The following is a 13,491-nucleotide window of genomic DNA, read 5'->3' as shown; positions in this document are numbered from 1 at the left end:
GTCATCCGGGTGGTCACCCGGGGTGACGAGCGTCCCGCCGGGCGGGGAGCACCGACGGAAGGAACGGTGAACCGGAGGTGAACACCGTTTCACGGAATCGCATCGACGGAGCAACCCCGGCAGGCACCCCGGCCGACTCCCCGCACCGCCGTCGCACACCGGTCCGAGTACGTGTCAGATTGTTCAACTCGCCTTACCGCAAAGGTCATCCCGCAGCCCGGACCCACGTCGTGGTTACGCGCCGGTAATGCCTACCCTCAGCTGTATGCGCCGAGCAAAAATCGTCTGCACCCTCGGGCCCGCCACCGACTCGTACGACCGGATCAAAACCCTGGTCGACGCCGGAATGGACATCGCCCGGTTCAACCTCAGCCACGGCTCCCACGCCGAACACGAAGAACGCTACCGCCACGTCCGCAAGGCCGCCGACGAAACCGGCCGCAGCGTCGGCATCCTCGTCGACCTTCAAGGCCCGAAGATCCGGCTCGACACCTTCGCCCACGGGCCCGTACTCCTCGAACGCGGCGACGAGTTCACCATCTCCACCGACAACGGCGTCGTGGGGGACAAGGACATCTGCGGCACCACCTACCCCGGCCTCGCCGCCGACGTCACCCGCGGCGAACGCATCCTCGTCGACGACGGACGCGTCACCCTCGAAGTCCTCGCCGTCGACGGACCACACGTCCGATGCCTCGTCATCGAAGGCGGCCTCGTCTCCGACCACAAAGGCCTCAACCTCCCCGGCGTCGCCGTCTCCGTCCCCGCACTCAGCGACAAGGACATCGCCGACCTGCGCTGGGCACTGCGCACCGGCGCCGACCTGATCGCCCTCTCCTTCGTCCGCAGCGGACGCGACGTCGAGGACGTCCACCGGGTGATGGCCGAGGAAGAACGGCACGTCCCCGTCATCGCCAAGATCGAGAAGCCGCAGGCCGTCGACAACCTCGACTCCATCGTCGAGGCCTTCGACGGCATCATGGTCGCCCGCGGCGACCTCGGCGTGGAGATGCCCCTCGAACAGGTCCCGCTCGTCCAGAAGCGCGCCGTCAAGCTGGCCCGGCGCAACGCCAAGCCGGTCATCGTCGCCACCCAGATGCTCGACTCGATGATCAACGCCTCCCGGCCGACCCGCGCCGAAGCCTCCGACGTCGCCAACGCCGTCCTGGACGGCACCGACGCGGTGATGCTCTCCGGAGAGACCTCCGTCGGCAAGTACCCCGTCGAGACGGTCAAGACCATGAGCCGGATCATCGAAGCCGCCGAGAACGACATCCTCGCCGCCGGCCTGCCCCCGCTCACCACCGGCAGCAAGCCCCGCACCCAGGGCGGCGCCGTCGCCCGCGCGGCCGCCGAGATCGGCGACTTCCTGCACGCCAAGTACCTCATCGCCTTCACCCAGTCCGGCGACACCGCCCGCCGACTCACCCGCTACCGCTCACCCATCCCCGTCCTCGCCTTCACCTACGAACCCGCCGTCCGCAGCCAACTCGCCCTCACCTGGGGCGTCGAGACCTTCCTCGGCCCCTTCGCCCCCACCACCGACCAGATGGTCGAACAGGTCGACGCGGCCCTGCTGTCCCTGGGCCGCTGCCAGAAGGGCGACATCGTCATCATCACCGCCGGCTCACCCCCCGGCCTCGCCGGCTCCACCAACCTCGTCCGCGTCCACCACGTGGGCACCCTGGACGACTGAGATTCCTCAGGGCGGCGCGGCCTCGCCAGGGGCCGCGCCGCTGTCAGTACTTGGGGCCGATGTGGGCGTCCATGAGGGCTACGGAGTCCTTGCGGGCGATGGAGATGTTGACCTGGCCGGTGGAGCGGGGGATCGAGGCCTTCCACTGGACGCCGACGGCATCGAGGGCGGCCGTGAAGAGGCCGATGATGTCGGTCGAGGTGTTGGTGAAGAAGTACCGCGGGTACTCGTAGCGGCGGACGACACCATCGACGGTCTTCGTCGCCCAGTTGGTGATGCGGCAGCCGTCGGAGTGGATGAGTCCGCGCAGGAACTCCCAGGGGTGGGCGTCGACGATCTCCTGCTGCCAGGGTTCCAGGGCTATGGTGCGCTCGTGCTTCTTGCCGGGGCCGTGCTGCGGGAAGTGGCAGGTGAGATGGTTCGAGTAGACCTTGACGTCGCGGCAGCCGGTCCGGCGGACCAGGCAAGGGGTGTTGTTGGGGAGGACTCTCCGCATGGCGTGCTCGACGGAGCCGATGATTCCTGGTCACTTCTCGTCACAGGTGATCTGGAGGCTCTGGGTCCTGCGGTATTCGTTGGGGAGCAGGATGTGGCCGTCGCCGAGGTGGAGGCCCAGGAGATAGGCGTACATGGGGCGGTTCAGCTGGTCGCCGTAGCAGTGCGGGCAGGTGGAGCGTTTGCGGCCGGGGAGCTTGCCGTGCCTGGCGCGGTCATGGTGCTTCCAGGCGCCGACGGTCCCTTTCGGGACGCCGAGCCGACGGGCCACCTCGGCGTTGCGGACGCCTCGCCGGAGTAGGAGAACGGCTTCTTCGCGAGTGGATCGGACTGCCACATGGGTGATCTTGAACACCGCAGGCCGAACGCGCGGACGAATGACGTAGTTGCCATCCGAACGGATGAAGATCACCAATGGTCAGGCGACCCTAAGTGACTTTGAAATCGAAGGAAAAGTACCCCGGGTGGGATTCGAACCCACGCTGGCGGCGGTTTGAGCGCCGTGTCTCTTCCGCTGGACTACCGGGGCATCCGCAGATTCGAAGGTTGCCCCCCGACCCTGCCGAGTTCAAACATACCTTGTCTAGGTACCCTCGTGCATGCAGTACCCCGCCGGAACTAGGAGCGCAGTGAGCACCGCCGACGAGCAGGCACAGCCGCTTGAGACCGATACGCCCCAGATCACCCGGATCGTGATCGCCGAGGACGAGGCGTTGATCCGCCTTGACCTCAAGGAGATGCTCGAGGAGGAGGGGTACACCGTCGTCGGCGAAGCGGGGGACGGGGAGACGGCGGTGAAGCTCGTGGAGGAGCTGAAGCCGGATCTGGCGATCTTCGATGTGAAGATGCCGGTCCTGGACGGGCTCTCCGCGGCTGAGCGGATCCACGAGCGGCACCTGGCTCCGGTGCTGATGCTGACGGCGTTCTCGCAGCGGGAGCTGGTGGACCGGGCTCGGGACGCCGGGGCGATGGCGTACATCGTGAAGCCGTTCTCCAAGTCGGATCTGGTCCCGGCGATCGAGATGGCGGTGTCGCGGTACACCGAGATGCGGGCGTTGGAGAAGGAGATCGGGGATCTCACCCAGCGGCTGGAGACCCGGAAGCTGGTGGACCGGGCGAAGGGCGTGCTGCAGACGAAGTTCGGGCTGACCGAGCCGGCCGCGTTCCGGTGGATCCAGAAGACCTCGATGGACCGGCGGATGACGATGGCCGCGGTGGCCGAGGCGGTCATCGAGGAGGGCGAGGCCCAGGACCGCAAGAAGGCGGACGAGGGCACGTCCGAGTAGCGCGGACAGGACAAAGAAGGAGGGCCCGGCGGACAGCGTCCGCCGGGCCCTTTCCCGTACCGGGGGCCTCAGTCCTCGCCGAGGTACGCCTTGCGGACGGACTCGTCGTGCAGGAGGTCGGTGCCGGTGCCGGAGAGGACGATGCGGCCGGTCTCCATGACGTAGCCGCGGTCGGACAGCGACAGCGCCGCCTGGGCGTTCTGCTCGACCAGCAGGATGGTCGTCCCGCCGGCCTTGAGTTCGACGATGGTCGCCATGATCTTCTGCATCATCAGCGGCGAGAGCCCCATCGAGGGCTCGTCCAGCATGAGCAGCTTGGGCCGGGACATCAGCGCCCGCCCCATGGCGAGCATCTGCTGTTCGCCGCCCGACAGGGTGCCTGCGGCCTGCTTCCGGCGTTCGCCGAGGATGGGGAAGAGGGTGTAGGCGCGTTCGACGTCGGCGGTGATGCCGGCGGTGTCGGAGCGGAGGAAGGCGCCGAGGAGGAGGTTCTCCTCGATGGTCATGCGGGGGAAGATGTGCCGGCCCTCGGGGGAGTGGGCGAGGCCGAGGGCGACGATCTTGTGGGCGGGGACGGTGGTGAGGTCCTGGCCGTCGAAGGTGATCCGGCCGGCGGTGGGCTTGAGCAGGCCGGAGAGGGTGCGCAGGGTGGTGGTCTTGCCTGCGCCGTTGGTGCCGATGAGGGTGGTGACCTCGCCCTGGTTGACGGTGAAGCTGATGCCCTTGACGGCTTCGATCTTGCCGTAGGCGACGCGGAGGTCCTCGACCTCGAGGAGTGCGGTCACTGGTCGTTCTCCGTAACGGTCTCCGGCGCGGCGGGGCTGGTGGCTTCGAGCGGGGCGCCGAGGTAGGCGGTGATGACGCGTTCGTCGTTCTGGACGGTTTCGCGGTCGCCTTCGACGATCTTCTGGCCTTGGACGAGGACGGCGGTCCGGTCGCAGAGGTTGAAGATGAAGCGCATGTCGTGCTCGATGACGAGGATGGAGATGCCCTTGTCGCGGATGGCGAAGACGAGTTCCTCGGCGGCCCGGGTTTCCTGGGGGTTCATGCCGGCGGTGGGTTCGTCGAGCAGGAGCAGGCCGGGGTCGGAGGCGAGGGCGCGGGCGATCTCCAGCTTGCGCTGTTCGCCGTAGGGCAGGTTGCGGGAGAGGTGGTCGGCCTTGTCGGCGAGGCCGGTGAAGGCGAGCAGTTCCATGGCCCTGGCGCGGCTCTCGGCTTCGGCGCGCTTGTAGCCGGGGCCGCGGAGGATGGCGGAGAGGACGCCTTCCTTGGTGCGGGTGTGGCGGCCGACGAGGACGTTCTCGAGGACGGTCATGTTGGCGAAGAGCCGGATGTTCTGGAAGGTGCGGGCGATGCCGGCCTGGGTGACGAGGTGGGGTTTGGGCGGCAGTTGGGTGTCGCGGTAGCGGACGGTGCCTTCGGTGGGGACGTACAGGCCGGTGAGGCAGTTGAAGAAGGTGGTCTTGCCGGCGCCGTTGGGGCCGATCAGGCCGATGATCTCGCCTTCGCCGACGGTGAGGGAGACGTCGTTGACGGCGGTGAGGCCGCCGAAGCGCATGGTGACGCCGGTGACTTCGAGCAGGGGAGCAGCCGTGGTGGTCATCTGGTGGGTCACGCCCCTGCCGTGGTGAGTGCGGTGGCGTCGTCGCCGGTGGTTTGGGCGGGGATGGCGGCTTCGTGGAATTCGAGTTGCCGGCGTCGGTTGGGGATGAGGCCTTCGGGGCGGACGCGCATGAGGACGATGAGGGCGGCGCCGAAGGCGAGGAGCTGGTAGTCGGAGAGGAATTCGAGTTTCTTGGGGATGAGGAAGAGGAGGGTGGCGCCGGCGAGGGGTCCGCTGATGGTGCCCATGCCGCCGAGGATGACGGCGGCGAGGAGGAAGGCGGAGTTGGGGGGGAGGGCTTCGGCGAAGGTGTACTGGTCGGGGGTGACGGTGTAGCTGACGTGGGCTTGGACGGTGCCGGCGAGGCCGGCGAGGCAGGCGCCCATGGCGAAGGCGAGGAGTTTGAGGCGGAAGCCGTTGATGCCCATGGCTTCGGCGGCGGTTTCGTCTTCGCGGATGGCGATCCAGGCGCGGCCGATGCGGGAGTTGCCGACGCGGGCGAAGACGAGGACGACGAGGGCGGTGACGAGCAGCATCAGCAGGTAGTAGTTGGAGAAGCGGCCGAGTTCGATGCCGGCGATGGTGTGGGTCTTGCCGAGGTCGAAGCCGAGGATCTGCAGGTCGGGGATGCGGGGGATGCCGTTGGAGCCGTTGGTGATCTTGGGGCCGGTGGTGCCGTTGAGGTTGAGCATGGTGATGCGGAAGATCTCGCCGAAGCCGAGGGTGACGATGGCGAGGTAGTCGCCGCGCAGCCGCAGGGTGGGGGCACCGATGAGGACGCCGAAGATCATGGAGACGACGGCTCCGGTGAGCATCGCGGCCCAGAAGGGGAACTGGACGTGGATGGGGGAGGCGGGGGAGCCGGAGACGAGGGCGGCGGCGTAGGCGCCGACGCCGAGGAAGGCGACGTAGCCGAGGTCGAGCAGGCCGGCGAGGCCGACGACGATGTTGAGGCCGAGGGCGACGGTGGCGAAGATCAGGATGTTGGTGGCGACGGAGGTGTACTGGTCGCTGCTCTGGGTGAAGGGGAAGCTGGCGGCGGCGGCGAAGGCGGCGCCGGTGGTGACGGGGCGGTATTTGACGGTGAGGGCGCGCAGTCGGGCGAGCAGACCGGATTTGGCGAGTGCGGCGATGGTGAAGGCGGTGAGGAGGAGGTAGCCGGTGAAGAGTTCGCCGTATTCGGTGTCGATGCCGAAGGTGATGGCGTAGAGGCCGAGTCCGAAGGCCAGGACGATGAGCAGCACCTCGGCCCAGGAGGGGAGTTCGCGGGCTGCGGGGAGGGGGCGCTCGATGGTGCCGAGGCGTATTGCGCTGTTGGCGAGGTGGCCGAGTTGGAGGATGAGGACGGCGCCGGTGGCGATGGCGAGGGCGGCGGCGAGGGCGGTCATGACGGGGGCGACGGGCTGGTCGTCGGGGATGGCGTGGGCGGCGAACCAGCCGATGGGGGCGGCGGGGACGAGGAGGAAGAGCCGCTTGTCGAGGGTGCGCAGGGGGACGTGGGTGCGGCGGTCGAGCGGGAGGCCGAGGGCGCCGAGGACGGTGGTGAGGCCGCCGGCGGCGAGGATCCAGCCGCCGGGTTCGAGGTTGGCGAGGCCGCCGAGTTCGACGGAGATGGCGGCGACGGAGTAGGCGGCGACGGCGAGGGCGCCGGTGGCGGCGTAGAGGACGGTGTTGTTGCTGCGGGTGGGGGCGGCCCAGCGCAGGCCGGGGACGCCTCGGGCGGCGAGGAGGAGGGCGAGGGTGAGGACGCCGGCGGCGAGGGCGAGCCATTGGAGGCCGGCGGGTGAGCCGTCGTAGGTGAGGTCGCCGGGGAAGTCGCTGGTCCAGGTCCAGGACATGGCGGCGGAGGCGGCGACGGCGAGGGCGCCGAGGCCGGTGAGGGCGGTGGCGGCGGGGGCCGGCAGGGGGATGACCGGGGTGGTCTCGGTGGTGGTGGTCATGGTGGTCACGCCCTGTCCGCGACGCGCTCGCCGAGCAGGCCTTGGGGCCGGACGAGGAGCACGAGGATGAGGAGTACGAAGGCCCAGACGTCCTTCCAGGCTCCGCCTCCGAAGAGGTGCATGCCGGGCAGGTGCTGGATGTAGCCGGTGGCGAGGGCTTCGGCGAGGCCGAGGGCGATGCCGCCGAGCATGGCGCCGTAGATGTTGCCGATGCCGCCGAGGACGGCGGCGGTGAAGGCTTTGAGGCCGAGGATGAAGCCCATGCGGAAGTCGACTTGGCCGCTGCGCAGGCCGTAGGCGACGGCGGCGACGGCGGCGAAGGCGGCGCCGATGGCGAAGGCGAGGACGATGATGCGGTCGGTGTCGATGCCCATGAGCTTGGCGGTGTCGGGGTCCTGGCTGGTGGCCTGCATGGCGCGGCCGGAGCGGGTGCGGGTGACGAACCAGCCGAGGGCGAGCATGCACAGCGGGGCGGCGATGATGAGGAAGAGGTCGCTGCGCTGGATGGTGACGGAGCCGAGGTTGAAGGGGTCGCCGGGGATCTTGGGGAAGACGCGGGCCTTCTTGGCGTCGGGGTAGAAGGAGAAGACGAGTTGCTGGAGGAAGATGGAGAGCCCGATGGCGGTGATGAGCGGGGCGAGGCGGGGGGCGTTGCGCAGGGGCCGGTAGGCGAAGCGCTCGGCGGCGACGGCGGTGAGGGTGGAGACCAGGATGCCGGCGATCAGCATGAGGGGTAGGGCCAGCCACAGGGTGGTGCCGCCGGGGAGGGCGAGGTAGGCGGTCAGGGCGCCGAAGCCGCCGACCATGACGATCTCGCCGTGGGCGAAGTTGATGAGCTGGACGATGCCGTAGACCATCGTGTAGCCGATCGCGACGAGTCCGTAGAGGGCGCCGAGGATCAGGCCGTTGGCCAGCTGCTGCGGTAGGTCGTGCACCGCTGGGCCTCCGTTGTGCGTTCGGGGGTGTCCGCGTGGGTGGTGGATGTGGGGGCGCGCGGGGGCACTCGTGGCGCCCCCGCGCGCTGGTGGTGGTGTGGGTGAGGTCCGTCGGCCGTCGGACCGGCCCGTGACCGGCCCTTGGACTGGCCGCTGGACTGGCCGTCGGACCGGCCGTTGGGTCAGCCGTTGAAGGTGCCGGACTTCTCGACGGCCCACTTGCCGTCCTTGACCGTGTAGACGGTGAGCTGCTTGTTGGTGGTGTCGCCGAACTCGTCGAAGGAGACCTTGCCGGTGACGCCGTCGAAGGAGACCTTCTGGACGGCGTCGCGGACGGCGGTCCGGGCGTCGGCGCCGGTGGGCAGCTTGCCCTTGTCCTTCACGACGTTCTTGACGGCCTCGATGATGGCCCAGGCGCTGTCGTAGGAGTAGCCGCCGTAGGTCTCGTAGGCGTCCTTGTAGCCGGCGGCCTTGTAGTCGGCGATGTACTTCTTGGCGGTGTCGAGGGATTCGACGGGCAGGCCGACGGCGGTGGCGAAGTCGCCCTGGCTCTTGGGGTTGAGCTTGATGAAGTCGCCGCTCTGGATGCCGTCGCCGCCCATGAGGGGGATGTTGACGCCGGCTTCCTTGAGCTGGAGGGAGAGCGGGCCGGCGGCGGGGTACTCGCCGCCGTAGTAGACGGCGTCGGCGCCGGAGCTCTTGACCTTGGTGACGATGGCGGCGAAGTCGCGGTCGTCGGGGTTGACGTGCTCCTCGCCGGCGAGGGTGCCGCCGAGCTTGGTGAACTCGCCCTTGAAGGTGGCGGCGAGGCCGGCGCCGTAGGTCTTCTGGTCGTCGATGAGGAAGACCTTGCTCTTCTTGGCGTCGTTGTAGAGGAACTGGGCGGCGAAGGGGCCCTGGACGGCGTCGGTGGTGGCGGTGCGGAAGTAGGACTTGAAGGGGCGCTTCTTGTCGCCGCTGGCCCACTTCTCGCCCTGGCTGAGGGCGACGCCGGTGTTGGCGGGGGAGATCTCGACGAGGTTCTTGTCGTCGAAGATCTGCTGCATGGACTGGGCGACGCTGGAGTTGAGGGGGCCAACGACGCCGAGGACCTTGTCGTCGGCGACGAGCTGGGTGGCGTTCTGCTGGCCGGGGGCGGGCTTGCCGGTGTCGTCGAGGGCCTTGATCTCGAACTTGACGCCGGGGACCTCGTTGGTCTCGTTGGCCTTCTTGACGGCGAGGTCGACGGAGTTGCGGATGCCGAGGCCGAGGGCGGAGAGGTCGCCGGTGAGCGGGGCGTCGACGCCGATGACGACGGTGCTTGCGCTGTCGCCCTTGCCGCCGGCGTTGTCGCCGGACTTGGAACCGCGGGAGCCGCAGGCGCTGAGGCTGAGGGCGCCGATCACGGCAATGCTCACGACAATTGCTGAACGGTGACGCACGAGGGTCCCCTTCGGGTCAGGAGGCGCCCGCGCCAAAGTGGCGGGAGCCGGAGTGCGCGGAGGGCCTGGCCCATTCCGGATGGCGCGGTGACTGGCCGTGACTCTAGGCGTCGTCGGGGCGGCTCGGCAGTGCTGTGGGCAGGCTGTGATTCTCTTGTTATGAGCACACGGAGCATTTGTCTCAGCATGTGGCCGTTCCGGCCCGACCGATCCCCGACTTTCGGGCGTTTACGTGCTGGCAGGACTATGTAAGGGCCAGAAATGCGGGTTGCAGCTGGCAACGTCGGTAATCGGACATGACCGTCCGATGCGCTGCTTTCGGCCGTACGCGTCCGGATTTCGGACAGGAGGTGCGCGGCGAAGGGGCCCCGGGGCGCCTGGAGGCCCCGGGACCGCCGTCTTGTGGATGCCCTGTCTGTTACGCACCGTTACGGGGTCGGGGCGTCTCGACCACCCCCTGGACATGCCGCCGCCCCCTCGTCCCGACCAACGCCTGCCCAGTGGGGCGCGAGGTCAAACAAGGGGGCGGAAAAGGGTTTTGAGTCGGCTGGGACACAACTGTCGGTGGCCGCACCGTTCTTGGCCAGCCGGTATTACAAATCCCGCAGCATGCAGGTCAGTCGGCAGCTGGTGACGCGCTTGCCGGTGTCGTCGGTGATCGCGATCTCGTACGTGGCCGCGGTGCGCCCCTTGAACACCGCCGTCGCCACCCCGGTGACCAGGCCGGAGGTGGCCGAGCGGTGGTGGGTGGCGTTGAGGTCCACGCCCACCGCGTACCGGCCGGGGCCCGCGTGCAGCATCGCGCCGATCGACCCCAGCGTCTCGGCGAGCGCCGCCGAAGCGCCGCCGTGCAGCAGCCCGTACGGCTGCTGGTTGCCCTCCACCGGCATGGTGCCGACCACGCGGTCGCCGGAGGCCTCGACGATCCGGATGCCGAGCTTCTCGCCGAGGTGGCCGCCGGAGAACGTCTCCGGGCTCACCCCGAGCTTGGCGAAGTGGTCCAGCACGTCCTGCGGGACCTTCAGGACGGGGGCGGTGCCGGGGGCCGCGTCGGTCATGGGGAACTCCTGCCGCTCGGGGATCACGTCGTCGTGCTGCCTGTGATGGTACGACCGCCCTACTCGCCGGTAGTGCCCGTGGCCCGCTCCGGGCGCGGCCGCGGGCGTGCCCCTTTTGTCGGTGCCGGGCCATAGGATCGGTGGCCTGTAGTGGAATCGGCAGGAACGGACGTTGACGTGGCTACGCAGAGTACGGACAAGGGCGCGACGGGTGGCGGCGGGGCCGGCCCGCGACCCCGGCTGATGCTGCTCGACGGGCACTCGATGGCCTACCGGGCCTTCTACGCCCTGCCCGTGGAGAACTTCAACACCTCCACCGGCCAGCCCACCAACGCGGTCTACGGCTTCGCCTCGATGCTCGCCAACACCGTCCGGGACGAGGCGCCCACCCACCTCGCCGTCGCCTTCGACCTCTCCCGGCAGACGTTCCGCTCCGTCGAGTTCCCCGACTACAAGGCCAACCGCGCCAAGACCCCGGACGAGTTCCGCAGCCAGGTCGGCCTGATCGGCGAACTCCTCGACGCCATGAACATCCCCCGCCTCACCGTCGAGGGCTTCGAGGCCGACGACATCATCGCCACCCTGGCCACCGCCGCCGAGGCGGCCGGCTACGACGTCGACATCGTCACCGGCGACCGCGACTCCCTCCAACTGGTCACCGACCACGTCACCGTGCTCTACCCCACCAAGGGCGTCTCCGAGCTGACCCGCTTCACCCCGGAGAAGGTCACCGAGAAGTACGGCGTCACCCCGCGCCAGTACCCCGACCTCGCCGCCCTGCGCGGCGACCCGTCCGACAACCTGCCCGGCATCCCCGGCGTCGGCGAGAAGACCGCCGCCAAGTGGGTCAACCAGTTCGGCTCCTTCGACGAACTCGTCGCCCGCGCCGACGAGGTGAAGGGCAAGATCGGCGAGAAGCTGCGCGACAACCTCGACTCCGTCAAGCGCAACCGGGTGCTCACCGAGCTGGTCCGCGACGTCCAACTCCCGCTCGGCATCGCCGACCTGGGCCGTCGGCCGTTCGACAAGGCCGCCGTCGGCACCCTGATGGAGTCGCTGGAGTTCCGCAACGCCAACTTCCGCGACCGCGTCTTCGGCATCGACCCGGCCGTCGGCGAGGAGGAGGCCGCCGAACTCGCCCCCGGCGTCGAGGTCGACGGCGAACTGCTCACCGACCCGGGCACGCTCGCCGCCTGGCTGCGCGAGCACGCCTCCGACGGCAAGACCACCGTCGCCCTGGCCGCCGTCTACCAGTGGGCGCTCGGCACCGGCGAGGTCACCGAAGTCGCCCTCGCCGCGGGCGAGACGGCCGCCTGGTTCGACCCGGCGCTGCTCGCCGAGGAGGACGAGCGGGCCTTCGCCGGCTGGCTCGCCGACCCGGCCGCCCCCAAGGCCCTGCACATCGCCAAGCAGGTCATGCGCGCCTTCGCCGAGCGCGGCTGGACCATCGAGGGCGTCGCCGCCGACACCGCGCTCGCCGCCTACCTGGAGAAGCCCGGCCGCCGCACCTTCACCCTGGAGGTGCTCGCCGAGGAGTACCTGGCCCGCTCGCTCACCCCGGCCCCCGCCGCCGAGAGCGGCCAACTCGCCTTCGACGCTCCGGAGGAGGACCCGACCGCGCACGCCCAGGCGCTGATGCTCCAGGCTCGCGCCGTGCTCGACCTCGCCGCGCTCTTCGACACCCGCCTCGGCGAGGTCGGCGCCGCCGGCCTGATGCACGACATGGAACTGCCCATCGCCGCCCTGCTCGCCCGCATGGAGCGCTACGGCATCGCCGCCGACCGCGAGTGGCTCACCCGCCTGGAGGGGCAGTTCGCCGCCGAGATCCAGCGCTGCGTCGAGGAGGCCCACACCGCCGCCGGGCACGAGTTCAACCTCGGCTCGCCCAAGCAGCTCCAGGAGATCCTCTTCGGCGAACTCGCCCTCCCCAAGACCAAGAAGATCAAGACCGGCTACACCACCGACGCCGACGCGCTCACCTGGCTCGCCACCCAGACCGACAACGAACTGCCGGTCATCCTGCTGCGCCACCGCGACCAGGCCAAGCTGCGCACCACCGTCGAGGGCCTGCTCAAGACCGTCTCGCCCCAGGGCCGGATCCACACCACCTTCAACCAGATGGTCGCCGCCACCGGCCGGCTCTCCTCGCAGGACCCGAACCTGCAGAACATCCCCGTCCGCACCGAGGAGGGCCGCGCGATCCGCCGCGCCTTCATCGTCGGCGAGGGCTACGAGTCGCTGCTCACCGCGGACTACTCGCAGATCGAGCTGCGCATCATGGCGCACCTGTCCGAGGACGACGCGCTGATCGAGGCCTTCGCCACCGGCGAGGACCTGCACACCACCGTCGCCTCCCAGGTCTTCGAGGTCCCCGGCACCGCCGTCGACGCCGAGATGCGGCGCAAGATCAAGGCGATGTCCTACGGCCTGGCGTACGGCCTGTCCGCGTACGGGCTCTCCCAGCAGCTCGGCATCAAGCCGGCCGAGGCACAGGGCCTCATGGACACCTACTTCGAACGCTTCGGCGGCGTGCGCGACTACCTGCGCCGCGTCGTCGACGAAGCCCGGGCGACGGGCTACACCGAGACGCTCCTCGGCCGCCGCCGCTACCTGCCCGACCTCAACAGCGACAACCGCCAGCGTCGCGAGATGGCCGAGCGGATGGCCCTCAACGCCCCCATCCAGGGCTCGGCCGCCGACATCGTCAAGATCGCCATGCTCCGCGTGGACGACGCCCTGCGCACCGCCGGCCTCACCAGCCGGATGCTGCTCCAGGTCCACGACGAAATCGTCCTCGAACTGGCCCCGGGCGAACGCGAACAGGTCGAGGCGATCGTCCGCGACCAGATGGCCGGCGCCTACCCGCTGCGCGCCCCCCTGGACGTCTCCGTCGGCGTCGGCCCCAACTGGGAGGCCGCCGCCCACTGACGCGCCGCGGTTCTCGGCGGGGGGGGGGGGGGGGGGGGGGTCGCGCCTCCCACCCCCCCCCCCCCCCCCCCCCCGTCCACCACGCACCGCACCCCCACCGCAGGACACGAGGGGGGCGGGGTGGGGGCG

Annotated in this window: 9 protein-coding genes, 1 tRNA gene and 1 pseudogene; 3 read left to right on the top strand and 8 right to left on the bottom strand. The window is 69.5% G+C overall.

What is annotated here, in order from left to right; translation table 11 throughout:
• Positions 1–265 precede the first annotated feature (265 nt).
• Positions 266–1,696: a pyruvate kinase gene (gene pyk / locus ACZ4WV_RS18710; RefSeq protein ID WP_465747959.1), complete on the top strand. Its 1,431-nt coding sequence runs from the start codon at positions 266–268 to the stop codon at positions 1,694–1,696.
• A gap of 43 nt (positions 1,697–1,739) precedes the next feature.
• Here pyk and ACZ4WV_RS18705 read toward each other — a convergent pair.
• A pseudogene (locus ACZ4WV_RS18705) lies at positions 1,740–2,528 on the bottom strand (helix-turn-helix domain-containing protein).
• Between the two features lie 119 nt (positions 2,529–2,647).
• A tRNA-Leu gene (locus ACZ4WV_RS18700) sits at positions 2,648–2,720 on the bottom strand.
• A 70-nt stretch (positions 2,721–2,790) separates the two neighbouring features.
• Here ACZ4WV_RS18700 and ACZ4WV_RS18695 point away from each other — a divergent pair.
• Entirely contained in the window at positions 2,791–3,477 is a 687-nt protein-coding gene (locus ACZ4WV_RS18695) for an ANTAR domain-containing response regulator (RefSeq protein WP_465747957.1), read from the top strand.
• A 68-nt stretch (positions 3,478–3,545) separates the two neighbouring features.
• Here the strand turns inward: ACZ4WV_RS18695 and ACZ4WV_RS18690 are convergent, their stop codons facing one another.
• The 6 genes from ACZ4WV_RS18690 to ACZ4WV_RS18665 all read right to left on the bottom strand — a co-directional run bounded on the left by ACZ4WV_RS18690 (position 3,546) and on the right by ACZ4WV_RS18665 (position 10,434).
• The gene (locus ACZ4WV_RS18690; protein WP_465747955.1) at positions 3,546–4,262 is read right to left on the bottom strand and encodes an ABC transporter ATP-binding protein; all 717 of its coding nucleotides are present in this window, start codon (positions 4,260–4,262) and stop codon (positions 3,546–3,548) included.
• Positions 4,259–5,080, bottom strand: coding sequence for an ABC transporter ATP-binding protein (locus tag ACZ4WV_RS18685; protein WP_465748143.1), 822 nt, complete (start codon positions 5,078–5,080; stop codon positions 4,259–4,261). Before ACZ4WV_RS18685 ends, ACZ4WV_RS18690 begins: the two co-directional genes overlap by 4 nt.
• Positions 5,081–5,088: 8 nt before the next feature.
• On the bottom strand, positions 5,089–7,020 hold the full coding sequence (locus tag ACZ4WV_RS18680; RefSeq protein WP_465748141.1) for a branched-chain amino acid ABC transporter permease: 1,932 nt from the start codon (positions 7,018–7,020) through the stop codon (positions 5,089–5,091).
• Positions 7,021–7,025: 5 nt separating this feature from the next.
• Positions 7,026–7,955 (bottom strand): branched-chain amino acid ABC transporter permease, encoded by a 930-nt coding sequence (locus ACZ4WV_RS18675; RefSeq protein ID WP_465747953.1) that lies wholly within the window; start codon positions 7,953–7,955, stop codon positions 7,026–7,028.
• A 182-nt stretch (positions 7,956–8,137) separates the two neighbouring features.
• The gene (locus ACZ4WV_RS18670; protein ID WP_465747951.1) at positions 8,138–9,376 is read right to left on the bottom strand and encodes a branched-chain amino acid ABC transporter substrate-binding protein; all 1,239 of its coding nucleotides are present in this window, start codon (positions 9,374–9,376) and stop codon (positions 8,138–8,140) included.
• A 593-nt stretch (positions 9,377–9,969) separates the two neighbouring features.
• Positions 9,970–10,434 carry a PaaI family thioesterase gene (locus tag ACZ4WV_RS18665; protein ID WP_350749472.1) on the bottom strand — a complete coding sequence of 155 codons (465 nt, stop codon included), beginning with the start codon at positions 10,432–10,434 and terminating at the stop codon, positions 9,970–9,972.
• Positions 10,435–10,677: 243 nt separating this feature from the next.
• Here ACZ4WV_RS18665 and polA point away from each other — a divergent pair, with 243 nt between their 5' ends.
• Positions 10,678–13,362 carry a DNA polymerase I gene (polA, locus tag ACZ4WV_RS18660; protein ID WP_465748139.1) on the top strand — a complete coding sequence of 895 codons (2,685 nt, stop codon included), beginning with the start codon at positions 10,678–10,680 and terminating at the stop codon, positions 13,360–13,362.
• Positions 13,363–13,491 lie beyond the last annotated feature (129 nt).

This window comes from Kitasatospora sp. NPDC029312 (genome assembly GCF_055569215.1).
Note: the sequence above shows the minus strand (reverse complement) of the source record. Positions and strands in the feature narration are given on the sequence as shown.